This window comes from Enemella evansiae (assembly GCF_004362375.1).
GTDB lineage: Bacteria > Actinomycetota > Actinomycetes > Propionibacteriales > Propionibacteriaceae > Enemella > Enemella evansiae.
This window is the reverse complement of record NZ_SNXA01000008.1, coordinates 813,506-839,343: the sequence shown is the minus strand read 5'-3', so window position 1 is coordinate 839,343 and position 25,838 is coordinate 813,506. Positions and strand designations below refer to the sequence as shown.

Below are 25,838 nucleotides of genomic sequence, written 5' to 3'. Positions count from 1 at the left end.
GTGGGCAAGCGGGACGACATCAAGTCGATCATGGTGATCGGCTCCGGGCCGATCGTGATCGGTCAGGCCTGCGAGTTCGACTACTCGGGCACCCAGGCCTGTCGGGTGCTGCGCGAGGAGGGCTACCGGGTGATCCTGGTGAACTCCAACCCGGCGACGATCATGACCGATCCTGAGTTCGCCGACGCCACCTACGTCGAGCCGATCACCCCCGACTACGTGGAGAAGGTGATCGCGACCGAGCGGCCGGATGCGCTGCTGGCCACCCTGGGCGGGCAGACCGCGCTGAACGCCGCCGTGGCCCTGCACGACAACGGGGTGCTGGAGCGTTACGGGGTCGAGCTGATCGGTGCCTCGGTGGAGGCGATCCAGCGCGGTGAGAACCGCGAGGAGTTCAAGGAGATCGTTCAGGCGTTGGACATCCCGGGTGGTGGCGCCGAGGTCGCCCGCTCGCTGATCTGCCACACCATGGACGAGGTGCTCGCCGCAGCCGATGAGCTCGGCTATCCCTGCGTGGTACGCCCCAGCTTCACCATGGGCGGGGTCGGCTCCGGGTTCGCCCACGACGAGGACGAGCTGCGGCGGATCGCCGGCACCGGCCTGGCCGCCAGCCCGGTCACCGAGGTGCTGATCGAGGAATCCATTCTGGGCTGGAAGGAATACGAGCTCGAGGTGATGCGCGACACCAGCGACAACGTGGTGATCGTCTGCTCCATCGAGAACTTCGACCCGATGGGTGTGCACACTGGTGACTCGATCACCGTCGCCCCGGCGATGACGCTGACCGACCGTGAATACCAGCGGATGCGAGATGTCGGCATCGGCATCATCCGCGCGGTCGGCGTGGATACCGGCGGCTGCAACATCCAGTTCGCGATCAACCCCGACGACGGCCGGATGATCGTCATCGAGATGAACCCGCGGGTGTCCCGCTCCAGCGCGCTCGCCTCCAAGGCGACCGGTTTCCCGATCGCCAAGATCGCCGCCAAGGTGGCGATCGGCTACACCCTCGACGAGATCCGCAACGACATCACCCAGGAGACCCCGGCCAGCTTCGAACCCGCGCTGGACTACGTGGTGGTGAAGATCCCGCGATTCGCGTTCGAGAAGTTCCCCTCCGCCGAGGACACCTTGACCACGCACATGAAGTCGGTCGGTGAGGCGATGGCGATCGGCCGCAACTTCACCGAGGCCCTCGGCAAGGCGCTGCGCTCGCTGGAGGACCCCCGGGCCCGATTCGACTTCGCCGCCCCGGTCACCGAATCGGTGGAATCCCTGCTGCAGCGGGCATCCCGGCCGCACGACGGCCGGCTGATCCTGCTGTTCAAGGCGCTGCGCGCCGGCGCCACCGCCGAGCAGCTGCACGAGGCCACCGGTATCGACCCCTGGTTCTGCGACCAGCTGGTGCTGATCAACGAGGTCGCCGACGAGGTGATCGCCGCCGACGAGCTGACCCCGGAGCTGCTCCGGCACGCCAAGCGGCACGGCTTCTCCGACGCCCAGCTCGCGGCCATGCGGCACCTGCCGGTGGACGTCGTCCGCGGCGTCCGATGGGCGCTGGGCGTGCGCCCGGTCTTCAAGACCGTGGACACCTGCGCCGCCGAGTTCGCCGCCCGGACGCCCTACCACTACTCCAGCTACGACGAAGAGACGGAGGTCGTCCCGCGGGAGAAGCCGGCGGTGCTGATCCTGGGCTCGGGTCCGAACCGGATCGGGCAGGGCATCGAGTTCGACTATTCCTGTGTGCACGCGTCGATGGCGCTGTCCGCCGCCGGTTACGAGACCATCATGGTCAACTGCAACCCCGAGACCGTCTCCACCGATTACGACACCTCCGACCGGCTCTACTTCGAGCCGCTCACCCTGGAGGACGTGCTCGAGGTGGTGCACGCCGAACGGCAGGCCGGCCCGATCGCCGGGGTGATCGTCCAGCTCGGCGGGCAGACCCCGCTCGGCCTGGCCCAGGCACTCAAGGACGCCGGCGTACCGATCGTCGGCACCAGCCCGGAGGCCATCCACCTGGCCGAGGAGCGCGGTGCCTTCGGCCGGGTCCTCGACGAGGCCTCGCTGCCCGCACCCAAGCACGGGATGGCGAGCACCTTCGACGAGGCCCGCCGCATCGCCACCGAGATCGGTTATCCGGTGCTGGTCCGGCCCTCCTATGTGCTGGGCGGACGCGGCATGGAGATCGTCTACGACGAGGAGTCGCTGGCCGGTTACATCCGCCGCTCCACCCAGATCTCGCCGGAGCACCCGGTGCTGGTGGATCGCTTCCTCGATGACGCGGTCGAGATCGACGTGGACGCCCTCTACGACGGCACCGATCTCTATCTGGGCGGGATCATGGAACACATCGAGGAGGCCGGCGTGCACTCCGGCGACTCGGCCTGTGCGCTCCCGCCGATCACCCTCGGCGAGGAGGTGGTGGACAAGATCCGCACCTCGACCGAGGCGATCGCCCGCGGCGTCGGCGTACGCGGACTGCTGAACATCCAGTACGCCCTGGCCGGTGACACGCTGTATGTGCTGGAGGCCAACCCGCGGGCCTCGCGGACGGTGCCGTTCGTCTCCAAGGCGACCAACACCCAGCTCGCCAAGGCCGCCGCCCGGATCATGCTCGGCACCACGATCGCCGAACTGCGCGCCGAGGGCGTGCTGCGCGCCGACGGCGACGGCTCGGTGGTCCGCCCCGGGGCGCCGTTGGCGGTCAAGGAAGCGGTGATGCCGTTCAACCGGTTCCGCACCCCCGAGGGCAGCTCGGTGGACACCATCCTCGGCCCGGAGATGAAGTCCACCGGTGAGGTGATGGGGCTGGCGGAGAACTTCGGTGTCGCCTTCGCCAAGAGCCAGGCGGCGGCCAACGGCCCGTTGCCCGACGGCGGCACGGTGTTCGTGTCCGCGGCCAACCGGGACAAGCGGCACGCGATCTTCCCGATCAAACGGCTCGCCGATCTGGGCTTCACCATCCTGGCCACCGCCGGCACGGCCTCGGTGCTGCGCCGCAACGGGGTCGCGGTGACCGAGGTGCGCAAGCACACCCAGGGCCCGGGCCCGAACGGCGAGCCGACGATCACCCAGCTGATCGGGGAGGACAAGGTCGACCTGATCTTCAACACCCCGCACGGTGCGGTGACCGTGGACGGGGCACCGCGCGCCGACGGATACGAGATCCGGACCGCCGCCGTCCGGCACAACGTGCCCTCGATCACCACCGTGCAGGGGCTCGGTGCCGCGGTGCAGGGGATCGAGGCGCTGCGCGTCGGCGGCATAGAGGTGCGGTCCCTGCAGGACTGGGCGGTCGCCGCGGAACGCTCGGTCGCCGACGATGCGAACGCCGATGCCGAGGCAGCGGCGGGGGACACTGAACCGGACCGCTCCTCGGACCGGGAGCCGCAGGGAGCCGCGCGGTCGTGACCGATCTCCGGATTCCCCTGCTGGACAACGGATTCCGGCGTTTGTTGCGGCCAGCGCTGTTCGCCTCCGGCGGGGGAGACCCCGAGATCGCGCACGAACGCACGCTGCGTCAGGTGGCGACGCTGGCCAAGGTCGCCCCGCTGCGCAAGCTTGCCGGCGCCCTGCATCCCAAGCCGACGCGCGGGGTCCGGGTGGCGGGGATCGACTTTCCCGGACCGGTCGGGCTGGCCGCCGGCCTGGACAAGTTCGCTGTCGGCGTACCGGCCTGGTCGGCGCTCGGTTTCTCGCACGTCGAACTCGGCACCGTGACCGCGCATGCCCAACCCGGCAACGAGAAGCCGCGGTTGTTCCGTGCCGTCGAGTCGCGCGCGATCATCAACCGGATGGGCTTCAACAACCCCGGGGCGGCCGCGATGGCGGCGAGTCTGGAGCGTTTCGGCGTACGCCGCGGCAACCGGGTCGCCGGGATCCCGTTGGGCATCTCGCTCGGCAAGTCCAAGGTGACCCCGTTGGCGGAGGCGGTCACCGATTACCTGACCAGCTTCGGATTGCTCGCGCCCTACGCCGACTACATCGCGATCAACGTCTCCTCCCCGAACACCCCGGGCCTGCGTACCCTCCAGGACGCCTCGGCCCTCCGTGACCTGCTCGGTGCGCTGACCGCCCACACGATGGCTGAGCGAGCGAGGAACGAGCGAGACGAAGCCACCGCCCCCACACGTTCCCTGAGCGAGGAGCGCAGCGCCCCCACATGTTCCCTGAGCGAGGAGCGCAGCGACGAGTCGAAGGGACCCGGCTTCGACTCGCTCGTTCCTCGCTCGCTCAACCGGCGTTCGGATGGCCCCGTGCCGATCTTCGTCAAGGTCGCCCCGGATCTGACCTTCGACGCCCTGGAGGATCTGCTCGCGGTCTGCACCGAGCAGGGTGCCAGCGGGTTGATCGCCACCAACACCACGCTCGCCCGCGACGGATTGGTCGGGAGGGACCGGGCGTTGGCCGACCAGGCGGGCGGTCTGTCGGGTGCCCCGCTCACCCAGCGATCCCGCGAGGTCGTCGGCTGGCTGGCCGAACGCACCGAGCTGCCGATCATCGGGGTCGGCGGCATCATGTCCGCCGACGATGCCCGCGCGATGCTGGATGCCGGTGCGGCACTGCTGCAGCTCTACACCGGCTACATCTACGGCGGACCCGCACTCGTGGGCCGGATCAACCAGCTCACGATGAACCAGTTGGGGGAGCGATGACCGAAACATTCGGGGTACGCCTGGCGGCCGCGATCGAGCAGCGGGGCCGGCTCTGCGTCGGCATCGACCCGCATGCGCAGCTGCTGGCTGCCTGGGGTCTGACCCAGGATGCCGCCGGGCTGGAGTCGTTCGCCCGCGGCACCGTCGAGGCGCTCGGTGGCACGGTGACGATCTTCAAACCGCAGTCGGCGTTCTTCGAAGCCTTCGGATCGGCCGGAATCGCCGTCCTGGAACGGGTTCTCGCCGATATCCGCGCCGCCGGCTCGTTGTCCCTGCTGGACGCCAAGCGGGGTGACATCGGTTCGACGATGGCCGGGTACGCCCGGGCGTATCTCGACGACTCCTCGCCGCTGGCCGCCGACGCGTTGACCGTCTCGCCGTTCCTCGGCTTCGGTTCGCTGGGTCCGGCGATCGAGGTGGCACGGGACACCGGCAAGGGCCTCTATGTGCTCTGCCGCACCTCCAACCCCGAGGGCGGTCAGGTGCAGCTCGCGACCAGCGACGGGCGCAGCGTCGCGCAGCTGATGGTCGATGAGTGCCAGGCCGCCAACGATGGTGCCGATCCGGGCTCCTTCGGCCTGGTGATCGGCGGCACGCTGACCGAGCTCGGCCTGGACCTGAGCCGCTTCACCGGATCGATCCTGGTCCCCGGCATCGGCGCCCAGGGTGGCACCGTGGACTCCCTCGCCGCGCTCTTCGGCCCGGCGTATCCGCGCGTTCTGCCGGCCGCGAGCCGCGAGGTGCTCTCCGCCGGCCCCGATCCCGACGCCCTGCGCGCCGCCGCGGTACGGCTGGGTGCGACGGCCCGCTGAGTCCCCGACGCTGGGACATGCAGTAGTCCAGAACTGACCGTCTGGAAATCCAGTCGGACTGGGTTTGATCATGGACGCTGCGGGCCACTGCATGTCCCAGCGTCCGCGCCCGTGCGCTACCGTCGGACACCCCGAGGATGAGGACCGTCTCATGAAAGCGGTATGCCGATGAGTTGCGACGAGTTCAGGCGTCAGCTGGACCGCGGGCTGCACAAGCCGGACGCGCAACTGTTCCGCATCCGGATCGACGTCGGTGATCCCGCCGGGGGGAGCGGCGGCCGGATCCGTGGCTATGCCGACCTCGGAGCCGTGGCCGTGATCTGGGAACAGCAGGATGATGTCGGTGATTCGCCGGTGGCCAGCTCGCTGATCGACGGGGAGTTGCGCTTCGGCGTCGGAATGCCGGAGACCGAGGGCATGGACCCCCTCCCCGGAACCATCACCGACACCGCCGTGGGCCTGTTGTGGTGGCTGCAGGCCGCCGACGCCTGCGCGCAGCGAGAGTTCGGCTGGGAACTCGCGCTGGACCCGGCCGATCCCGCGATCGCGGACAGCCTGCTGCCCGAGACCGCCGAACCCCTCCGGCAACGGGGCGAACCGCTCCGGGCACGGGCCAGGTTCGACCAGGGCGGCGGGCTCGCCGAAGTGGTGATCGACGCGCTGATGCCACCGGAGACCCCGACGCCCACCGCCCGGTGGACACCCTGGCGCACCTCGATCGAACTGATTCCCACACCGCGGCTGCCGGTTCAGGACCTCCGCGCAGCCAGCGGGCGCGACGAGGTGTGGCGCCGCTGCGCAGAGCGTTGGCCCTCCTGATGACCAGCCCGGTCCGATGAGTTGCGAGGAGTTCCGGGCGCAGGTCGAGCGGACGCTGCATCATGACGGCGCATTCCTGTTCCGCCAGCAGCCGGAGTCCCGGAGCGACCCGATCGGCCGCATCCGTGGGTACGCCGACCTGCCGGGTGCGGCGGTGCTCTGGTCCTTTCAGAAGCGCGAGCCGAACGGTTGGGATCAACGGCCACTGGAGAGCTCGATCGTCGACGGGACGCTCCGCATCGACCTTGGGGTCGGTGACCAGGTCCAGGAGATCCCGGGAGTGACCGTGCAACGGGACTCACCGCTGATCTCGCTGTGGTGGCTGCCGCGGGCGTACGAGTGCACCCGCACCGAGAACATCTGGCGGGTGCTCCTCGATCCGATGGACCCGGTCGCCACGGAGACGTTGCTGACCGCAACGGCTCGGGAGCTGCGCGATCGCGGGGGACCGTTGGTCATCGAAGTGGAGTTGGGAGAAACCGGTCTGGTCTCCCGATTGCGCGTCGACGCCGACGGCCCATCGGATGCGCACTCCGCCCCGGCACTCACCGAGTTGCTCCCGACGCCACGGGTGCCGCGGGACGACCTGCTCGATCCCGATCGGCATGACGAGCTGTGGCAGCGTTGGAATGAGCAGCCCTGGGGTGAGTAGCACCCGATGAGCCCGCCGTTCGCGTAGCGACGAGGCATTGAGTAGGTTGTCGGGAACCAGATCGGACGACCGTGGAGCGTTTGTGACCATCCCACCACTCAGCGAGGAACAGCTGCAGGCTGCGCGCCGGGCGGCGACCGCTGCCAGGCGGCGGCGAGCAGAGATCAAGGCGGAGTTGCGGGAGGGCCGACTCACCCTGGCCGAGGTGATCGAGCTGGCCGGCGGCGACGACGTGGTGGCGCACACCAAGGTCGTCGACGTGCTGAAATCCCTGCCCCGGGTGGGGGAGAAGCGGGCCGCCGAGGTGATGGAACGTCTCGACATCGCCACCAACCGCCGGCTGCGGGGGCTGGGTCCGCACCAGATCGCCGGGCTCCGCAATGAGTTCCCCGGTGCCGACCGCGGAAACCTGGGCTGAGGCCACGCTGAGCCATGGCGCAGGTGAATGTGGTCTCCGGTCCGGCCGGAGTCGGTAAGGGAACCCTCGTCGCGGGCGTACTGCAACGCCACCCCGAGGTCTGGCTGTCGGTATCGGTGACCACCCGCGCCCCACGACCGGGGGAGATCGACGGGGTGCACTACCACTTCCTGACCGAGCAGCAGTTCGACGAGCTGCTGGCCGCCGACGGTCTGCTGGAGTGGGCGCTGGTGCACGGCTCGGCCCGTTACGGTACGCCGCGTGAACCGGTCGAGCGGGCGGTCGCCGAGGGCCGCACCGTCGTCCTGGAGATCGAGCTGCAGGGCGCCCGGCAGATCAGAAGGACCTGGCCGGACGCGGCGTTCATCTTCGTCGCCCCGCCGAGCTGGGACGAGCTCGTCAATCGGCTCGCCGGCCGGAACACCGAGACCGCGGCCCAGCGGGAGCGCCGGTTGCAGACCGCCCGTGGCGAACTGGCCGCCCAGGCCGAGTTCGACCACGTGATCGTGAACGCCGATCTGGGACAGGCCACGGACGAACTGGTAAGCTTGCTCGGTCTGTAGCCCGCCGACCTGGCGGCTTCCCTTTCACGACGTCTACCCGAGAAGGCTGATCTTGAGCAGCAACCCGAACATGGGCATCACCAACCCGCCGATCGACGACCTCCTGACCAAGGTCGACTCCAAGTACCGTCTGGTCCTGTTCTCGGCCAAGCGTGCCCGCCAGATCAACGCCTACTACTCCCAGCTCGGCGAGGGCCTGCTGGAGAATGTCGGCCCGCTGGTCGACACCGGCATCCAGGAGAAGCCGCTGTCGATCGCGCTGCGCGAGGTGAACGCCGGCGTGCTGGAGATCCACGAGATCGACCCGAACGCCGAGCCCGAGGAGAAGGCCACCGAGGAGCTGGCCGACCCCGAGTTCAGCGATCCGGATTTCCCGGCCTGATTCCCGCACCGAGCACCCGCTGAGCCCCCGCTGAGCCCCCGCTGATGAGGTCTGGTCGATGAGCCGGATCGTGCTCGGCGTCGCCGGCGGCATCGCGGCGTACAAGGCCTGCGAGCTGCTGCGCCGGTTGACCGAGGGCGGCCACGACGTCACCGTCGTACCGACCGCGAACGCGCTCGAGTTCGTCGGCGCCACCACCTGGGCCGCGCTGTCCGGCAACCCGGTGCACACCGGCGTCTTCACCGACGCCGAGCAGGTGCCACACGTCCGCCTCGGCCAGCAGGTCGATCTGGTCGTCGTCGCACCGGCCACCGCCGACCTGCTCGCCCGGGCCGCCACCGGCCGCGCCGACGACCTGCTCACCAATGTGCTGCTGACCGCCCGCTGTCCGGTGCTGATGGCGCCGGCGATGCACACCGAGATGTGGCTGCACCCGGCCACCGCCGCCAACGTCGCCACCCTCCGGGAGCGCGGGGTGGTCGTGCTCGATCCGGCATCCGGCCGGCTCACCGGCGCCGACACCGGCCCCGGCCGGCTGCCCGACGCCATCGACATCCACGCCGTCGCCGCCAGCCTGCTCGACGACCCGGGCACCGTCACCGCCGCCGCCGACCGCGACCTCGAAGGCGTACGCCTGGTGGTCGCCACCGGCGGTACCCGGGAGCACCTCGATCCGGTCCGCTTCCTCGGCAACTCCTCCTCGGGGTTGATGGGGCTCTCCATCGCCCGCGCCGCCGCACTGCGCGGCGCCGAGGTGACCGTCGTCGCCGCCCATGTCGAACATCCGCTGCCCAGTGGCGCCAGCATCCGTCGGATCGTCTCCACCGGTGACCTGGACGAGGCGATGACCGAGCTCGCGCCGAGCGCCGATGTGATCGTGATGGCCGTCGCGGCCGCCGACTTCACCCCGACCGAGGTGTCGGAGGGCAAGATCAAGAAGGCCGACGACAGCACCGGGCTCAGCCTCGACCTGGTGCAGACCCCCGACGTGCTCAAACACATCTCGCACCTGCCGGACCGCGACCCCGGCCAGGTGATCGTCGGGTTCGCCGCCGAGACCGCCGGGGACCAGACCGCGCTGCTCGAACTCGGCCAGGCCAAGCTGGCCCGCAAGGGCTGCGACCTGCTCGTCCTCAACGACGTCAGCGCCGGCGCGGTCTTCGGCGCGGCGGACAACCACGTGCTGCTGCTCGGCGCGACCCCCGGGGGCGGGGCGCAGCTGGTCGCCGAGCACAGCGGCAGCAAGCCGACGGTCGCGCACCGGATTCTGGACGCCGTGCGCGAGCGGCGTCGCGCCAACTAATGTCGGCCAACCACTCACACCATTAGGAGCACCGCCGTGGCCAAGCGCCTGTTCACCTCGGAGTCCGTCACCGAGGGGCACCCCGACAAGATCGCGGACCAGATCAGCGACACCGTGCTCGACGAGCTGTTGCGCCAGGATCCGCAATCCCGGGTCGCGGTCGAGACGCTGGTCACCACGGGGCTCGTCGTCGTGGCCGGTGAGGTGACCACCGAGGCGTACGCCGACATCCCCGGCCTGGTCCGCAACAAGATCCTGGACATCGGTTACGACTCCTCGCACAAGTCCTTCGACGGTGGCTCCTGCGGCGTCCAGGTCTCCCTCGGTTCGCAGTCCCCGGACATCGCCCAGGGTGTCGACACCGCCTGGGAGAAGCGGCTCGAATCCTCCGCCGAGGCATACGACCTGCAGGGTGCCGGCGACCAGGGCCTGATGTTCGGATATGCCTGCGACGACACCGATTCGCTGATGCCGCTGCCGATCGATCTGGCGCACCGGCTCGCCGAGCGGCTCTCCGCGGTCCGCAAGGACGGCACGATGCCCTACCTGCGCCCGGACGGAAAGACCCAGGTCACCATCGAATACGACGGCATCACCCCGGTCCGCCTGGACACCGTCGTCGTCTCCTGCCAGCACGCCGAGGACGTCGACCCGGAGAAGATGCTCAGCGAGGACATCCGCCGGCACGTCATCCAGCCGGTGCTGGAGGCCTACGACCTCGCCCACGACGACTACAAGGCGTTCGTGAACCCGACCGGCAAGTTCGTCATCGGCGGCCCGATGGGGGATGCCGGGCTGACCGGCCGCAAGATCATCGTCGACACCTACGGCGGCATGGCCCGCCACGGCGGTGGCTGCTTCTCCGGCAAGGATCCGTCGAAGGTGGACCGTTCCGCGGCGTACGCGATGCGCTGGGTCGCCAAGAACGTCGTCGCCGCCGGGCTCGCCAAGCGCTGCGAGGTGCAGGTGGCGTACGCCATCGGCCGCGCCCATCCGGTCGGCTTCTATCTCGAGTGCTTCGGCACCGAGACGGTCCCGGTCGACCAGATCGCCGACGCGGTGCTGGCGACCTTCGACCTGCGGCCCGCCGCTCTGGTCGACGCCCTGGACCTGAAGCGGCCGATCTATGCGCAGACCGCGGCATACGGCCACTTCGGCCGCGAGCTGGACGACTTCACCTGGGAACGTACCGACCGGGCCGACGCGCTGGCCAGGGCCGTCCGGGGCTGATCGTCAGGGGCTGACCCGCGCCCGCCGGCGGGCCACCGCCCGCTGCACCGGGCGTACCAGGGTCGCCCCGACGAGCAGACCGAGCGCGATCGCCAGCACCAGCAGCCCGACCTGGGTCAGGCTGGGGCCGGCGACGAACTCACTCGCCTGCGATCGGGTGATCGACTGCAGACCGATCGTGCCCGGTACCAGCAGCCAGAACGACGGCAGGAACACCACCAGCCGCGGCAGGGCCGGCCGGGCCAGCTCGACCAGCGTCGCACCGGCACTCGCGACCACCGCTCCGGCGAACCCCCCGAGCGCCGAGCCGACACCCCGCCCGGTACCGGCCAGCACCTGCGCCAGAAAGGTCGCCAGCAGCACCAGGATCACCCAGCCCCACAACCGCGGTGACACCGACTCCAGCAACAGGATGCCGAGCGCGACCGCAAGGATCCCGGCCAGCGCGTGGGGCCAGCGGAACGCGGCGCCGGTGCTGAAGATCAACGCCTCCGGTGGCCGCACCAGCTGGATCGCGGCGACCACGCCGAGCGCGAACAGCAGCAGCTTCACCGCACCGTGCGCCAGCCGCGAGGCGCCGGCGACCATCGCGCCGGCGGCCAGCTCCGACATCCCGGTGACCAGCAGCGATCCCGGCAGCAGCACCGCCAGCGGCGGCAGGATCGCCAGCAGCGGACCGGTCAGCACGATCCGACCGGCGAGCCAGAACGCCGGTACCGACACCAGGAACGCCGCCACCGTGGGCAGCAGCGGCGCGATCAGCGGATGCCGGCGGGCCAGCAGCAACAGCGCGATCACCAGCTGCGATGCCACGGCGGCGAAGACGATCGTGGTCACATCGGGTTGCATGATCGCCGCGATCCCGGCCGCCACCAGCAGCCCGCCGAGCGGCATCCCCCACCTGTGGCTTCGTTCGCTTGGTGGCGGGGTTTTTGTAGCGCTCCGTGGCGGTCTTGTTGCCGCGATCACGCAGGACTGGCTGCAGGTAGGTGTCGCGGTCTGAACCGAGAGGGGTGCGCCCGGTCGGGGCCGTTTGGATCGCTGCCGCTACGTCAGAGTCCGAAGGCTCCGCCGCTGACGAGGATCACGATGCCGAGGCCGATGAGAACGATGGGGAAGAGGATGTGCTCCCAGCGTTCGAGAACTTCGGCGATCGGGGGGCGGGTGGCGACGAACTTTGCCAGGGCCACCAGGACCGCGACGAGCGCGAGGAAGACGATGCAGTAGGCGACTACTGCGAGAGGTTCCACGCTGAGGAAGACAGGGGTGTAGACGCCGATGTTGTCGCCGCCGTTGGCAAGGGTGACGCCTGCGACTGTCCACACGCCGACCTTCTTGCCGGCAACCTTGGCCTCGTCGTCATCGTCGTCATCGTCTCCGCGCCAGGCCTGCCATCCGGCCCAGAGGCCGAGGCCCAGAGGGATGAGACCGAAGTACGGGATGGCTGCCGAGGGCAGGAATGCTCCGGCGCCGATGGTCACCAGGACCGCGGCACCGAGGATGCCGGCGAATCCGAGGTACTGGCCGGCCAGAATGCGGGCGGTAGTGCCGCGCTGGCCTGCCCCTCGCGCGAAGAAGAGGGAGAGCACGATGATGTCGTCGATGTTGGTCGCTGCGAACAGGCCCATCGCCTGCAAGACCGAGGTGAGGATCATGCGCCCTCCCCAGCTGCGTCGCATCCGGGAAGCGAGCAGGCGGGATCGATGCACGGGGCGTCTTCGTCCACTGCCAGGGTGGCATCGACCAGTGCCGTCAGCGCCTGCGCCAGGTGCGAATCGGCGATCTCATATCGTGTCCGACGACCCTCGGGCTCGGAGACGACGATCCCGCAATCGCGCAGGCATGCCAGGTGGTTGGACACGTTCGGGCGTGTCAGGTCCAGATCTCGGGCCAGTTCCGCCGGGTAAGCGGGATGGTCGAGCAGGGTCAAGATGATCCGGGATCGAGTGGGGTCGGCCAGTGCACGACCCAGGCGGTTCATCACGTCGAGACGCGAAGCAATAGTCAGCATGCACTGAACTATACAGCGCGCACTGAATACTCGGTCACAGGCGTCAGCCCAGATCGCATGCCCGTAAGGGGAACCCCATACGACTACCGGGGTTGGCGACCCTCACCCCTGTCGACCCACCCGGATCGATACGTGCTGTGAGTCCCTCGGGCGCAGTTCCGATGCCCACTGCGCCGCTGACACTTTCGTGTCAGTAGGTCGAGGCGGAACGTTCCAGCTGTGCGGCTGGGGCTCGGTCGACCACCACCCCTCGATGGCGTGTCCGTGCGGCGTCGGGCTTGGCTACAGGTACCGGCAGACCTGGTCGGAGCTGCACGTGTCGGGCTCAACGTGCTCGGCCTGGTCGCGTAGCCCGGCGAGGGTGTCGCGCAGGTCGTGGAGCTGTCTGAGTTTCAGGTCAATGTCGGTCAGGCGTGCGTCGAGCAGGTCGCGTACGTGATCGCAGGGAGCTTGGCCGTGGTCGCGGATGTCGAGGACCTGCCGGATCTGGGCGAGGGAGAGTCCGGCGGCTTGGCCGCGGTGGATGAAGTCGATCCGGGTGAGGCTCTCGGTCGTGTAGTCGCGGTAGCCGCCGGGCGTGCGCTCGGCCGGGGGCAAGAGCCCCTGGTCTTCATAGAACCGCAGAGTCTTCGTGGTCGTGCCGGCCGCTTCAGCGAGCTCCCCGATCCGCATCCTCACCCCTCGTGTGTCACAGGTCTCACCCTTGACCTTCCCCTGTACTGGAAGCTTTAGTATCGCCGCATCAGGAGGATTTCTCAACAGTCCGGGGAGGGTTCGGGATGCAGTCGAAGATTGATCTGGCCGTGATCGGGTCGGGTGGCGCGGCGTTCGCCGCAGCGATCCGCGCCACCACGCTGGGCAAGTCGGTGGTGATGGTCGAGCGCGGTACGTTCGGCGGCACCTGCGTGAACACCGGGTGCGTGCCGTCCAAGGCGCTGATAGCGGCCGCCCAGGCCCGCCACGTGGCCGCGGACGCGGGCTCCCGGTTCCCGGGGATCGCCGCCACCGCGGGCGCGGTCGACATGCCCGGGCTGGTGGGTGGCAAGCAGGACCTGGTCGAGGCGATGCGGGGTGAGAAGTACTTCGACGTGGCCGAAGCCTACGGCTGGCCGGTCCGCCAGGGCCAGGCGGCCTTCGCCGGCACCCCGGATGCGCCTGTGCTGGAGGTCACCGCCGCTGAAGGCACCGTGGAAACCATCGAGTCCGCCCATTACCTGATCGCTACCGGCACCCGTCCCTGGGTCCCGCTCATCCAGGGGCTGGACGGCGTCGAGTACCTGACCTCGACGTCGGCGATGGAACTGTCCGAGCGCCCCGACTCGCTGCTGGTGCTCGGCGGTGGCTACGTGGCGCTGGAGCTGGCCCAGATGTTCGCCCGGCTCGGCTCGAAGGTGACCCTGCTGGTGCGTTCTCGGCTGGCGTCGAAGGAGGAGCCGGAGGTTTCCAGATCATTGCAGGAAGTCTTCGCCGACGAGGGCATCCGGGTGGTCCGCCGCGCTGTTCCCTCCCGCGTTGCCCGCGATACCGTCACCGGGCAGGTCGTCGTCATGGCCGAGGTCTCGGGCGGCGAGCAGGAGTTCCGTGCCGACGAGATCCTCGTCGCGCTCGGACGCCGCCCGGTCACCGAGGGGCTCAACCTCGAGGCCGTGGGGGTGAAGACCGGCGAGGCCGGACAGATCGTGGTCACCGACCAGTTGCAGACCGCCAACCCCCGCGTCTGGGCGGGCGGGGATGTCACCGGGCACCCCGAGTTCGTCTATGTCGCGGCCCGGCACGGCACGATCGTCGCCGAGAACGCCTTCACCGACGCCAACACTTCGGTCGACTACACACGGATGCCTCGGGTGACGTTCACCGGTCCCGCCATCGGCGCGGTCGGGATGACCGAGAAGGAGGTCATCGCGGCCGGGATCCGCTGCGACTGCCGCGTCCTGCCACTGGAGTACGTGCCCCGTGCGCTGGTGAACCGGGACATGCGTGGGTTCATCAAGATGGTCGCCAACGCCGACACCGGCGAGATCCTCGGTCTCACCGCTGTCGCCAAGGACGCCGGCGAGCTCGCCGCCGCCGGCGTCCACATCCTCGGCAAGACCATCGCAGAAGTCGCCGACGCGTGGGCCCCATACCTGACCATGGCCGAAGGCATCCGCATCGTCGCCAAGGCCTTCACCACCGACGTCTCGAAGCTGTCCTGCTGCGCCTGACCGCGCACTCACCCCAATAGAATTGGACGCACTCAATGAGACGATCCTCACCACCGACCTGACAGACCACCGACCTGGCAGACCGGCTCGTCCGGTCCGAGGAGACCGCCCTGCTGGTCCCGTTGCTGCGGCTGCGCGCCGCCGGTGACCCGATCACCATCGATCACCTCGCGACGGTCCCTCGACGGCACACTTCCGAGGGTCCCGTATGGGGAACCTCGACCGGACACACCCACTCCCGACATGGGAGTCCTATAGCATGCCTGACGAGGTGTCCCGTAAGACCCGTCCGGTGAACTGTTCGGTGACGGGGCCTTATATGACACACTTAGAAGCATGTCCGCTTTGAAGGTCGGGTACGCCCGGGTCTCCACCGATGAACAGGACCTCACCGCCCAGCGCGATGGCCTCAGCGCTCTCGGTGTCGACGCGATGCGCATATACGTCGATCACGGACTGACCGGCCGCAATGCGGATCGCGCCGGGCTGCGGCAGGCGCTGGCGGCATGCCGGGCCGGTGACACGTTCGTGGTCACCAAGCTCGACCGGTTGGCACGTTCGGTGCGCGATGCTCACGAGATTGCCGATGACCTCGCGGCCCGCGAGGTGAAACTCAGCATCGCCGGATCGGTGTATGACCCGACGGACCCGATGGGCAAACTGCTGTTTAACGTGCTGGCGATGGTCGCCGAGTTCGAAGCCGACCTCATTCGCGCCCGCACCCGCGAAGGGATGAAGGTCGCCAAGGCCAAGGGCCGGCTGCGCGGGAAGTCTCCGAAGCTCACCCCACGACAGGAGGCTCACCTCGTCCACCTGCATGCCGCCAAGGAGCACACCGTGGGCGAGCTGGCCGAGCTGTTCAGCGTCGGCCGCTCCACGGTCTACCGTGCCCTTGAGCGCGCGCAGCGTGGCCGCGAGAGCCTCGTGCAGTAGGTGCGCGATGGACGCTGCGGCGCGGTGGCGCATTCTCCGGCTCCATGTGGAGGACGAGGTTCCGCTCGCGCGTCTGGCCCGCGAGTCCGGCGTCGGGCTGCGGACCCTGGAGCGCTGGCACGCCCGCTACCGGACCGACGGCTACGCGGGCCTGGAGACGGCCCCGCGAATGGACGCCGGCACCCACCGCTTGCCGACCGATCTCGTCCACGTGATCGAGGGTCTGGCGCTGAGCAAGCCGCGGCCGGCTATCGCCACGATCCATCGCAAGGTCACCGGCATCTGCGGCATCCACGGGTGGCCGGTCCCGTCCTATTCGGTGGTGTGGGAGATCGTGCGCGCCCTGGACCCGGGCATGGTCACCCTCGCCCTGGAAGGCGCGGCGTCCTACCGCGACAAGCACGAGCTGGTGCTGCGCCGGCAGGCGGAGTGGCCCAACGCGATGTGGCAGTCCGATCACACGTTGCTCGACATCCTGGTAGTCGGCACCGATGGCAAACCTGCCCGGCCGTGGTTGACGACCATCCTCGATGACTGCTCCCGAGCGATCTGCGGCTATACCGTCTTCCTGGGCGCACCGTCGGCGATGAACACCGCGCTGGCGCTGCGGCAGGCGATCTGGCACAAGGCCGACCCGGCCTGGCCGATGTGCGGCCTACCGGACGTGCTCTACGTCGATCACGGCAGCGACTTCATCAGCCACCAGCTCGCCGGCACCGCCGTCGACCTCCACATCCGGCTGATCCATTCCACCGTCGCCCGCCCCCAGGGCCGGGGCAAGATCGAGCGGTTCTTCGGCACCGTCAACACCGAGCTGCTGGCCGACCTGCCCGGATACATCGGCGAAGGCCAGCCCTGGCCAACACCGACACTGTCCCTGGCCGAGCTCGACACCGCCGTCGAAAGGTTCGTGGCCACCTACAACGACCGCACGCACAGCGAGATCGGCACCTCCCCGCGCAGCGCGTGGATCGCCGAGGGGTGGCTGCCCCGCATGCCCGAGAGCCTGGAAGCTCTCGACGGACTGTTGCTGACCGTGGCCAAGACCCGCGTCGTGCGCCGCGATGGCATCCGATTCCAGGGCCTGCGCTACGTCTCCCCGACCCTGGCCGGCTACGTCGGACAGTCGGTCGTGATCCGTTACGACCCTCGCGACATCACCGAGATCCGCGTCTTCGACCACGACGAGTTCCTCTGCAAGGCCGTCAACCAGGAGCACCACGACCAGAAGGTCAGCCTCAAAGAGATCCAGGCCGCTCGCAACGCGAGACGCCGGGCACTACGGGCCGGCATCAACGAACGCATCGCTGTCGTGGCCGCACACACCACCGAGACACCACCTCCCGCGGAGGAACCAGCGGCGGCGCAGACGCCGAAACGGAAGTTGAAGGTCTACAAGGAGGACCTGAGGTGAGCCAGCGCTTCATCGTCACCAAAGAACACCGCCGCTTCACCGAGTTCGCCGACGCCGTGCGCCGCGGCCACACCATCGGCCTGTGCTTCGGGTCGGCCGGAGTGGGCAAGACGCTCTCGGCGCGCCGCTACGCGCACTGGGACAAGGCCCTCGATCTGCTGACCTACTGGGGGCCGCGCTCCGACGACGACGCCAAGATCTACGCCGCCCTGAACCGGAGCCGCACCGTGCTCTACACCCCCAGCGTGCTGACCACCCCGCGGACCCTGAAGGATGAGCTCAATCAGGCCATCACCCGCACCAACATCTGCATCGAACAGCACCTCGCGCCGCACGGCGACGTCACGCCCGAGACCTGGGGATGGCGCCGCAGCAGGAACTACGTGGAGCTGATCATCGTCGACGAGTCCGAACGGCTCCGCCCCGCCGCCCTGGAACTGCTGCGCGACCGCTACGACCGAGACGACATCGCACTGATCCTGATCGGCATGCCCGGACTGGAGAAGCAGTTCAGCCACTACCCCCAGTTCTACAGCCGGGTCGGGTTCGCCCATCAATACCGACCCCTGGGTCAGGACGAACTGTTGTTCGTCCTGCAACGACACTGGCGCTCCCTCGGCAAGACCCTCGACCCCGAAGACTTCACCGACGCCCAAGCCATCGCCGCCATCGCGCGGGTCACCCGCGGCAACTTCCGGCTGCTCGAACGCCTCATCCCCCAGATCCAGCGCGTGCTGAAGATAAACGAACTCGACACCATCACCAACGATGTCATCGAAGCCGCCCAAAGCACCCTGGTCATCGGCGTCACCTGACCCCGGCCTGCCACGGAACGTCGGAAGAACCCCGCCATTTAAACGCAGAAGTCACACCCCACCGGCCGTAGCGGCGGGGAATCCTGCGCAGGCTGGTCAATTCGACCAGCGCGGTGTCCGGGTCGGTGCTGCCGTCCAGGATGCGTTGCCGCAGTTCGTGGACCGCGGCGAGCTGGTCCAGGGTGAGCGAACTGCGCAGCACCTCGACGGTCGCCGGCGCCCCACCGGTCAGCGCCACGCTGATCGAGGTCGGCAGCGCCGCGACCTGGCAGTCGGAGTGGCCGAGAGTGGCCGCGACCTGACGGACGTCCTCCTCGGCCTCGTGGGCGGGTTGCCCGCCGGCGATCAGCGCCAACCCGAAGTAGGCCAGCAACCGCCGGTCCCGTGCCCGGCGGACCAGGTCGATCCCCGGATCCTCGGGCGGCTGCGGGACTTCGGTCACCAGCGCAGGTTATCGCCGGATGCGGCACTGTCGGACCGGGCTCCTAGGATCGAGCGTGTGTCCGATCCCGAAGCGCTGATTCCGCTCGCCGAGCCGACCCGCGCCCCGCGGCCGGTCGCGCGGGTGGCGGTCGACATGCCGCTGCCGCACCTGGATCGGCCCTTCGACTATCTGGTGGGTGATGAGTTCGCCGAGCAGGTACGCCCCGGCGTGCGCGTCCGGGTCCGGTTCGCCGGCCGGTTGCGGGACGGCTTCGTGCTGGAGCTCGGCACCGAGTCCGATGAGACCCGGAACCTGGCGCCGATCGAGAAGGTGGTCTCCACCGAACAGGTGCTCACCCCGGCCGTCGCCGGCCTGGTCCGCCAGGTCGCCGACCACTATGCGGGGAGCTTCGCCGATGTGGTCCGGCTGGCCGTGCCGCCCCGGCACGCCGCCACCGAGCGGGCGACCCCGCCGGAGCGGGAGGCGGTCATCCCGCAGCTCACCGCGCACCCGTTCGACGCCTATCCGACCGGGTCGGAGCTGATCGCGGCGCTGCGGGCCGGGCACAGCCCACGGGCCTGCTGGCAGCTGGCGCCGGCCGCCGCACCGGCCGGGGACTGGGCGCAGGGCCTGGCGGTCGCCGCCGGGGCGACGCTCGAGTCAGGCCGCGGTGCGCTGATCGTGGTGCCGGACGCCCGTGACCTGGAGCGACTTCGCGCCGCCTGCGACCGGGTCGTCGGCAGCGCCGGTTATGTGGTGCTGAGCGCCGACAGCGGGCCCGCAGCCCGCTACCGGGCCTTCCTGGCGGTGTTGCGGGGCGAGGTCCGGCTGGTGATCGGGACGCGCGCCGCGGCGTACGCCCCGGTGCAGGATCTCGGGTTGGTCGCGATCTGGGACGACGGCGACGATCTCTATGCCGAACCGCGCGCCCCCTATCCGCACACTCGGGAGGTGCTCGCCCTGCGGGCCGCGGCGGAGGGTGCGGCGTTCCTGGCGGCGAGCTATGGGCGTTCGGCCGAGATCGAGCAGCTGATCGAACGGGGGTGGTTGCTGCCGTTGGCGCTCACCCCGGCCGCCCAGCGCCGCCGCGCTCCGGGTGTCCGGTTGGCCGCCGACAGCGACTGGGAGCTGGAGCGCGACCCGATGGCGCGAGCGGTCCGGTTGCCGCACCAGAGTTTCGAGACGATCCGGGCGGGGCTGGCTCAGGGGCCGGTGCTGGTGCAGGTGCCGCGCGCGGGTTATCTGGTGGTGCTGGTCTGCGACACCTGCCGGGAGCCGGTGCGCTGCCCGCACTGTGCCGGTCCGATCCGCGCCGGTTCCCGGAATGCGGGCTGTGACTGGTGCGGCCGGCCGATCGTCGACTGGCACTGCCCCGAGTGCGGCGGCCGGCGCTGGCGGGCACCCGTGGTCGGGGCGACCCGGACCGCTGAGGAGCTCGGCCGGGCCTTCCCCGGTACGCCGGTGGTGCAGTCCTCGGGGGAGAAGGTGCTGCCGCGGGTGGCCGACGAACCGGCGCTGGTGATCGCCACGCCGGGGGCCGAACCGGTCGCCGACGACGGATATGCGGCGGCGCTGCTGCTCGATGCCGAACTGTTGCTCACCCGGGCCGATCTGCGCGCCGGCGAGGAGGCGCTGCGGCGCTGGCTGAACGCGGTCGCCCTGGTCCGGCCCGGGGAGCGCGGTGGCAGCGTGGTCGCGGTCGGGCCGACCGATGCGGCCCCGCTGCAGGCGTTGGTACGCAGCGATCCCGCCAGCTTCGCCGGCCGGGAACTGGCCGAACGCGCCGAGGCGCATCTGCCGCCGGTGGCGAAGCTGATCCAGATCGACGGCCCGCCGGAGGCGGTGCACGAGCTGCACGAGTTGGCCGAACTGCCCGCCGACACCGAGGTGCTCGGCCCGGTGGAGCGCCCCGGCACCGAACCGCTGGCCCGGCTCACGCTGCGCTGCCCGCCCGCGTCGGGTGCCGACCTGGTCGCCGCCGTGCGGGCCGCGATGGGCGTACGCTCCGCGCGCAAGTCCCCGGGTGCGGTACGCGTCAAGGTCGACCCCGTCGCCATCGGCTGACCTCCCCACGATCCTCGAGTAGGTCGCGCAGCGACCGTGTCGAGAGGATCCGGCAGAGGATCCCGGCAGGGGATCCCGTCAGGGCCCGCACGCAGCGGGCTCATCTCGACACGCGCGCCATTGCTCCGCTTCGCTGCGCATGGCGCGCTACTCGATGAGCGTGTGTAGGACACTGGCCTCATGACGAATCAGCTCGCCGCCGACATCGACCGGATCGCCCGCGTGCACGGCGATTTCGTGCTCCGCTCGGGGCAGCGCACCGACAACTACTTCGACAAATACCGCTTCGAGTCCGATCCGGCCCTGTTGCGGCGCGTGGCGGAGGCGATGCTGCCGTTGCTGCCGGACGGCACCGACCTGCTCGGCGGTCTGGAGCTCGGCGGCGTACCGATCGCGACCGTCGTCGGCCAACTCAGTGGACTGCCGGTGCTGTTCGTCCGCAAACAGGCGAAGACCTACGGCACCTGCCGACTCGCCGAGGGCGCCGAGGTCGACGGCCGACGGATCACCCTGATCGAGGACGTGATCACCACCGGCGGCGCGGTCCGGGACGCGACCGAGGCGCTGCGTGCCGACGGTGGCCTGGTCGATACCGTCGTCTGCGCGATCGATCGCAGCGAACCCGGTGGGAACCGGCTCGCCGAGGTCGGCGTACGCACGCTGAGCGTTCTCACCAAGGCGGATCTGGACGCCGTTCGTACCGCTGGCTGAGCGAGCCCAGCGAGTCGAAGCCGCCGGGTCGTCGCGGCGGCCGACTAGACTCACCGGAATGCGTCTCGTCGTTGCCGGTACCCCCGAGGTGGCCCTGCCCAGCCTGGAAGCCCTGGTCGCCTCCGAGCACGAGGTGGCGGCCGTGGTGACCCGGCCCGACGCACCCGCCGGACGCGGGAAGAGACTCGCCCCCAGCCCGGTCGCCCAGCGCGCCACCGAACTCGGCCTCGAGGTGCTCAAACCCGGACGTCCCCGCGATCCGGACTTCATCGAACGCCTCACCGCGATCGCGCCGGACTGCTGCCCGGTGATCGCCTACGGTGCGCTGATTCCCCAACAGGTGTTGGAGATCCCGCGCCTGGGGTGGGCCAATCTGCACTTCTCGCTGCTGCCGCGCTGGCGGGGTGCCGCCCCGGTGCAGCGGGCGATCATGGCCGGCGACACCGAGACCGGTGCCTGCGTCTTCCGGTTGGTTCCCGAACTCGACGCGGGTGATGTGTTCGCCTCGCTGCGTACCGAGATCGGTGACCAGGAGACCGCCGGTGACCTGCTGGGTCGGCTCGCCGTCGACGGTGCCGGGTTGCTGGTCCGCGTGATGGATGAGCTGGCCGCCGGGACCGCGATCGCCGAACCGCAGCCGACCGCGGGGATCACGCTGGCCCCGAAGCTGACGGTCGCCGAGGCCGAGGTCGACTGGGGCGAATCCGATGCCCTGATCGACCACCAGATCCGCGGCTGCACACCGGCCCCCGGCGCCTGGAGCACCTTCCGCGGTGAGCGGTTCAAGATCCTCACCGCCCGCCCCGCCGGGGGCAGCCCGCTGCCGCCCGGGCAGTTGGCGGTGGCGAAGAGGTGGGTCCAGGTCGGCACCGGCGGCCGCCCGCTGGAACTCCTTGAGGTGCAGGCATTCGGCAAGAAGGCGATGCGGGCCACCGACTGGGCCCGCGGCGCCAACCTGACCCCCGGCGAGACCCTGGGCGGGGGAGCGGCGCGATGAGCGGTGGCCGGCGCGGACCCCGCGGCGTCCAGCAGAAACGCAGACCCCGTGTCGATCCCGCCCGTCGGGCGGCCTACGACGCGCTGCGCCAGGTCACCGGATCCGACGCGTACGCCAACCTGGTCGGCCCGGCCCTGCTCGCCGAACGCCGGATCACCGGGCGCGACGCCGCCTTCGCCACCGAACTGCTGAACGGCACCTGCCGGCTGATGGGCAGCTACGACCTGATCCTCGCCGCCGCCTCCGGACGCGATCTGAAGACCCTGCAGCCCGCCGTCGTCGACGTGCTGCGGTTGGGCGCCCACCAGGTGCTGTCGATGCGGGTACCGACCCATGCCGCGGTCGCCGCCAGCGTCGATCTGGCTCGTGCGACCGTGGGGGAGCGGGTCACCGGCCTGGTCAACGCGATCAGCCGCCGGGTCGCCGAACGGGATCTCGATGATTGGATCACCTTCCTCAGCAAGGATTCCGACGAGCTCGGTGCGCTGGCACTGCGCACCCACCATCCCCGCTGGATCGTCGAGGCGTACGCCGCGGTGCTGCCGGCCGACGAGCTCGAGCCGGCGCTGCGGGCCAACAACGAACCGCCGATCACCAGCCTGGCGATCCGGCCGGGACTCGCGACCGTCGACGAACTCGTCGGGGCCGGTGCCGAGCCGAACCCCGAGGTGCCGACTGCGGCGTACTGGAAGGGGAATCCGGGTGACCTGGCCGCGGTACGCGAGGGCCGCGCGGGCGTCCAGGATCCCGGCTCGCAGCGGGTGGCGCTGCGGCTCGCCGAGGCCGAGGCGCCGGCCGGGCCGTGGCTGGACTGCTGCGCGGGACCCGGCGGCAAGGCCGCGCTGCTCGCCGGGCTCGCCATCGAGAACGAGCAGCGGCTGCTGGCCAGCGAGCTGCAACCGCACCGCGCGAAACTGGTCGCGCAGGCGCTGCGGGCGTACACCGGGGAGAACCAGCCGGTGACGATCTGCGCCGACGGCACCCGACCGGCCTGGCCGGAGGCGAGCTTCGCCAAGGTGATGGCCGACGTGCCGTGCACCGGGCTGGGCGCCCTGCGCCGTCGCCCCGAGGCCCGCTGGCGCCGCAGCCCCGACGATCTGGAGGGGCTCACCGAACTGCAGCGATCCCTGCTTCACAACGCGATCCGCTCGACCGCGCCCGGTGGGGTGATCGCCTATGTGACCTGCTCCCCGCACCACGGCGAGACGACCGAGGTCGTCGATGCCGTGCTCGGTGAGCGCGACGATGTCACGCGGATCGAGCCAGATGTCCAGCTCTGGCCGCATCGCGACGGCACCGACGCGATGTTCTGCGCGCTGCTGCGCCGCAGCGCCTAGCATCGACCGTATGGACATCACCGACGAGCAATTCCGACGCTTCCTCGACCTGCTGATGGACCGACTCGGGGAGCCCACCCCCTCGGTGCGGATGTTCGTCGGGGGTGTTCGGGCCGGGCACATCGCCCGCAGTGGCGAAGGCGGGCCCGGGACCACCGCGGAGACCCTGGTCGGTGATCTGGTCGGCATTCTGAGCGACTTCGAGCTGCGGATCCGGGCTTTGGAGGAGTCGGTCGGCTGATACGGCGGAATCGGGTTGACGCCGCTATGCCGAGACGCGTGACCGGCCCGCAGCAGCGAGGACGGCGGCCAGGCCCTCCCGCAGGTCGGTGACGAAGTGGTCGGGCACCTCCAGCGAGGCGAAATGCCCACCTGCCTGGGGTTCCCGCCAGCGAACGAGCTGCCGATAGCGCCGTTCGGCCCACGGGCGCGGGGTCTTCGAGCCGGCGTCGGCGGGATACATCGTGATCGCCGCTGGCACGTCGACGCGCAGTTCGGGGTCCAGCGAGTTGTGGCTCTCGTGGTAGATCCGGGCCGCCGAGGCACCGGTCCCGGTCAGCCAGTAGAGGGTGACGTTGTCCAGCAACCGATCCCGGGAGATGCGCTCGAACGGGCTGTCGGTGGTGTCGGACCACTCGGCGAACTTGTCCAGGATCCAGGCGAGCAGCCCGACGGGCGAGTCGACCAGCGAGTAGCCGATCGTCTGCGGGCGGGACCACTGCTGCTTGGCGTACGCCGAACGGTTGCGCCAGAAGTCCGTGTGCTCGTCCACCCAGCGGCGCTCGTCGGCGGTGAGTCCATCGGTCGACAACCCGGGCGGCCCTTCGGCGAAGGTGGTGTGGATGCCGAGCACCTGCTCGGGGAACCGGCCGCCGAGAATCGTGGTGATCGGGCCGCCCCAGTCGCCGCCGTGGGCCAGGAACCGTCCATATCCGAGCCGGCCCATCAACTCGACCCAGGCGGCCGCGATCTTCTCGGTGCCCCAGCCGGCCGTTACCGGTCGATCGCTGAAACCGAAGCCCGGCAGCGACGGCGCCACGACGTGGAACGCCGGCGCAGCGGGGTCGGTCGGGTCGGCCAGCTCATCGATCACGTCGACGAACTCGGCGACGCTGCCCGGCCAGCCGTGGGTGAGGACGAGGGGAGTGGCATCGGTGCGCGGTGACCGGCGGTGCAGGAAGTGGATCCCCAGATCGTCAATCCTGGTGCGGAACTGGCCGATCTCATCGAGTCGCTGCTCGAATCGCCGCCAGTCGTATCCGGAGCGCCAGTAGTCGAGCAGGTCTGTCAGGTCGGTGAGCGGGACACCCTGCGTCCAGCGCTGCCGGCCGGTGGCCCGGGGGACGGTCTCGCGTTCGGGGAGGCGCGCCGCCGCGAGTCGGGTACGCAGGTCGTCGAGGTCGGCGTCGGCGATCTTGGCCTCGAACGTGTGCACATGGTCGGTCGTGGCGGTCATCGGATCCCCCTGAATTGTGAACCGGCTAAGACGGTTCTATCACGGCTCTGGGGAACCGACAACCGGCTAAGCTGGTTCCATGTCCGAGTTCCCCGACTTCCGCCTCGGTACGGTGCTGGCCACGAGCTTCACCGGGACCCTCAGCGAGCGACAGGGCGATCCGGTGGAGCGCATTCCGACACCGGGGCGACTGATCGACTGGTTCGCGGTCTACGGGTTGACCGTCGACTCCTGCACCGCCACCGAGCTGACACACGCCCGAGAACTCCGCGAAGCCATCCATGCCGCCGCGACGGCGGCCGCCAACGGGGACGACCTCCCCGAGGCCGCCGTCCGGATCATCAACGAGCACAGCATTCGCGGCCGAGGCGCGCCCGTGCTCACCGACGCCGGCGAGCGGAACTGGCGGCTCGCATCGGGCTCCGTCGCGGACGCGCTGAGCGTGGTGGCCGCCGACGCGGTGAGCATCATCAGCGGCGAGCGGGACGGTCGGATGGCGCTGTGCGCCTCACCGACCTGCCGCGCCGCCTTCTTCGACACCAGTCAGAGCCGTACCCGCCGCTGGTGCGATATGAACACCTGCGGCAACAAGCAGAAGAAGGCCCGTTTCAAGGCGACCCACTGACCGGCCGGGC

26 protein-coding genes are annotated in these 25,838 nt (G+C 69.9%); 20 read left to right on the top strand and 6 right to left on the bottom strand.

The window, feature by feature from the left end; translation table 11 throughout:
• The 10 genes from carB to metK all read left to right on the top strand — a co-directional run bounded on the left by carB (window position 1) and on the right by metK (window position 10,837).
• Window positions 1-3,414: a carbamoyl-phosphate synthase large subunit gene (gene carB, locus C8D81_RS04630; protein WP_133625621.1), complete on the top strand. Its 3,414-nt coding sequence runs from the start codon at window positions 1-3 to the stop codon at window positions 3,412-3,414.
• Entirely contained in the window at window positions 3,411-4,658 is a 1,248-nt protein-coding gene (locus C8D81_RS04625) for a quinone-dependent dihydroorotate dehydrogenase (protein WP_229237915.1), read from the top strand. The genes carB and C8D81_RS04625 overlap by 4 nt, the downstream gene beginning before the upstream one ends.
• Complete coding sequence (pyrF, locus tag C8D81_RS04620; protein ID WP_094425469.1) at window positions 4,655-5,470, top strand: orotidine-5'-phosphate decarboxylase; 816 nt, start codon at window positions 4,655-4,657, stop codon at window positions 5,468-5,470. The genes C8D81_RS04625 and pyrF overlap by 4 nt, the downstream gene beginning before the upstream one ends.
• A 168-nt stretch (window positions 5,471-5,638) precedes the next feature.
• The gene (locus C8D81_RS04615) at window positions 5,639-6,289 is read left to right on the top strand and encodes a hypothetical protein (RefSeq protein ID WP_133625620.1); all 651 of its coding nucleotides are present in this window, start codon (window positions 5,639-5,641) and stop codon (window positions 6,287-6,289) included.
• Between the two features lie 16 nt (window positions 6,290-6,305).
• Entirely contained in the window at window positions 6,306-6,941 is a 636-nt protein-coding gene (locus C8D81_RS04610; RefSeq protein ID WP_094425465.1) for a hypothetical protein, read from the top strand.
• An 82-nt stretch (window positions 6,942-7,023) separates the two neighbouring features.
• A complete protein-coding gene (gene mihF / locus C8D81_RS04605; RefSeq protein ID WP_094358634.1) occupies window positions 7,024-7,359 on the top strand; it encodes an integration host factor, actinobacterial type in 336 nt (111 codons plus the stop codon).
• A gap of 14 nt (window positions 7,360-7,373) precedes the next feature.
• Entirely contained in the window at window positions 7,374-7,922 is a 549-nt protein-coding gene (gmk, locus tag C8D81_RS04600; protein ID WP_133625619.1) for a guanylate kinase, read from the top strand.
• Window positions 7,923-7,992: 70 nt separating this feature from the next.
• On the top strand, window positions 7,993-8,304 hold the full coding sequence (gene rpoZ / locus C8D81_RS04595; protein WP_094425461.1) for a DNA-directed RNA polymerase subunit omega: 312 nt from the start codon (window positions 7,993-7,995) through the stop codon (window positions 8,302-8,304).
• 58 nt (window positions 8,305-8,362) lie between these two features.
• On the top strand, window positions 8,363-9,607 hold the full coding sequence (coaBC, locus tag C8D81_RS04590) for a bifunctional phosphopantothenoylcysteine decarboxylase/phosphopantothenate--cysteine ligase CoaBC (protein WP_094425459.1): 1,245 nt from the start codon (window positions 8,363-8,365) through the stop codon (window positions 9,605-9,607).
• 36 nt (window positions 9,608-9,643) lie between these two features.
• Window positions 9,644-10,837 (top strand): methionine adenosyltransferase, encoded by a 1,194-nt coding sequence (gene metK / locus C8D81_RS04585; protein ID WP_094425457.1) that lies wholly within the window; start codon window positions 9,644-9,646, stop codon window positions 10,835-10,837.
• A gap of 3 nt (window positions 10,838-10,840) precedes the next feature.
• Here metK and C8D81_RS04580 read toward each other — a convergent pair whose 3' ends face one another.
• The 4 genes from C8D81_RS04580 to C8D81_RS04565 all read right to left on the bottom strand — a co-directional run bounded on the left by C8D81_RS04580 (window position 10,841) and on the right by C8D81_RS04565 (window position 13,520).
• Entirely contained in the window at window positions 10,841-11,806 is a 966-nt protein-coding gene (locus tag C8D81_RS04580) for a threonine/serine exporter family protein (protein ID WP_267489521.1), read from the bottom strand.
• Window positions 11,807-11,889: 83 nt separating this feature from the next.
• Entirely contained in the window at window positions 11,890-12,492 is a 603-nt protein-coding gene (locus C8D81_RS04575; protein WP_078919667.1) for a cadmium resistance transporter, read from the bottom strand.
• Window positions 12,489-12,848, bottom strand: coding sequence for a Cd(II)/Pb(II)-sensing metalloregulatory transcriptional regulator CmtR (cmtR, locus tag C8D81_RS04570; protein WP_006590980.1), 360 nt, complete (start codon window positions 12,846-12,848; stop codon window positions 12,489-12,491). Before cmtR ends, C8D81_RS04575 begins: the two co-directional genes overlap by 4 nt.
• Before the next feature lie 282 nt (window positions 12,849-13,130).
• Window positions 13,131-13,520 carry a heavy metal-responsive transcriptional regulator gene (locus C8D81_RS04565; RefSeq protein WP_019157843.1) on the bottom strand — a complete coding sequence of 130 codons (390 nt, stop codon included), beginning with the start codon at window positions 13,518-13,520 and terminating at the stop codon, window positions 13,131-13,133.
• A gap of 107 nt (window positions 13,521-13,627) precedes the next feature.
• Here C8D81_RS04565 and merA point away from each other — a divergent pair, with 107 nt between their 5' ends.
• From merA to C8D81_RS04540, 4 genes are all read left to right on the top strand, one after another.
• Window positions 13,628-15,052, top strand: a complete 1,425-nt coding sequence (gene merA / locus C8D81_RS04560; protein ID WP_094425453.1) for a mercury(II) reductase — start codon at window positions 13,628-13,630, stop codon at window positions 15,050-15,052.
• A 336-nt stretch (window positions 15,053-15,388) separates the two neighbouring features.
• Window positions 15,389-15,985, top strand: a complete 597-nt coding sequence (locus C8D81_RS04550; protein ID WP_065361615.1) for a recombinase family protein — start codon at window positions 15,389-15,391, stop codon at window positions 15,983-15,985.
• Entirely contained in the window at window positions 15,945-17,399 is a 1,455-nt protein-coding gene (locus C8D81_RS04545; RefSeq protein ID WP_229123192.1) for a Mu transposase C-terminal domain-containing protein, read from the top strand. The genes C8D81_RS04550 and C8D81_RS04545 overlap by 41 nt, the downstream gene beginning before the upstream one ends.
• Entirely contained in the window at window positions 17,396-18,214 is an 819-nt protein-coding gene (locus tag C8D81_RS04540) for an AAA family ATPase (protein ID WP_065361617.1), read from the top strand. Before C8D81_RS04545 ends, C8D81_RS04540 begins: the two co-directional genes overlap by 4 nt.
• On the opposite strand, the gene C8D81_RS04535 is transcribed toward C8D81_RS04540, so the two are convergent.
• A complete protein-coding gene (locus C8D81_RS04535) occupies window positions 18,207-18,656 on the bottom strand; it encodes a threonine/serine exporter family protein (RefSeq protein ID WP_166646671.1) in 450 nt (149 codons plus the stop codon). The genes C8D81_RS04540 and C8D81_RS04535 overlap by 8 nt on opposite strands.
• Window positions 18,657-18,713: 57 nt before the next feature.
• Here C8D81_RS04535 and C8D81_RS04530 point away from each other — a divergent pair, with 57 nt between their 5' ends.
• The 5 genes from C8D81_RS04530 (at window position 18,714) to C8D81_RS04510 (ending at window position 23,988) form a co-directional block, all read left to right on the top strand.
• Window positions 18,714-20,702, top strand: coding sequence for a primosomal protein N' (locus C8D81_RS04530; RefSeq protein WP_133625618.1), 1,989 nt, complete (start codon window positions 18,714-18,716; stop codon window positions 20,700-20,702).
• A gap of 180 nt (window positions 20,703-20,882) precedes the next feature.
• The gene (gene pyrE / locus C8D81_RS04525; protein ID WP_094401232.1) at window positions 20,883-21,413 is read left to right on the top strand and encodes an orotate phosphoribosyltransferase; all 531 of its coding nucleotides are present in this window, start codon (window positions 20,883-20,885) and stop codon (window positions 21,411-21,413) included.
• Window positions 21,414-21,471: 58 nt separating this feature from the next.
• Window positions 21,472-22,410 carry a methionyl-tRNA formyltransferase gene (gene fmt / locus C8D81_RS04520; protein ID WP_098477138.1) on the top strand — a complete coding sequence of 313 codons (939 nt, stop codon included), beginning with the start codon at window positions 21,472-21,474 and terminating at the stop codon, window positions 22,408-22,410.
• The gene (locus C8D81_RS04515) at window positions 22,407-23,747 is read left to right on the top strand and encodes an RsmB/NOP family class I SAM-dependent RNA methyltransferase (protein ID WP_094401236.1); all 1,341 of its coding nucleotides are present in this window, start codon (window positions 22,407-22,409) and stop codon (window positions 23,745-23,747) included. The genes fmt and C8D81_RS04515 overlap by 4 nt, the downstream gene beginning before the upstream one ends.
• A 10-nt stretch (window positions 23,748-23,757) precedes the next feature.
• A complete protein-coding gene (locus tag C8D81_RS04510; protein WP_094358616.1) occupies window positions 23,758-23,988 on the top strand; it encodes a hypothetical protein in 231 nt (76 codons plus the stop codon).
• A gap of 24 nt (window positions 23,989-24,012) precedes the next feature.
• Here C8D81_RS04510 and C8D81_RS04505 read toward each other — a convergent pair whose 3' ends face one another.
• Entirely contained in the window at window positions 24,013-25,203 is a 1,191-nt protein-coding gene (locus tag C8D81_RS04505) for an epoxide hydrolase family protein (RefSeq protein WP_133625617.1), read from the bottom strand.
• A 79-nt stretch (window positions 25,204-25,282) separates the two neighbouring features.
• Between C8D81_RS04505 and C8D81_RS04500 the strand changes: the two genes are divergently transcribed.
• Window positions 25,283-25,828: a CGNR zinc finger domain-containing protein gene (locus C8D81_RS04500; protein ID WP_094401240.1), complete on the top strand. Its 546-nt coding sequence runs from the start codon at window positions 25,283-25,285 to the stop codon at window positions 25,826-25,828.
• Window positions 25,829-25,838: the final 10 nt, after the last annotated feature.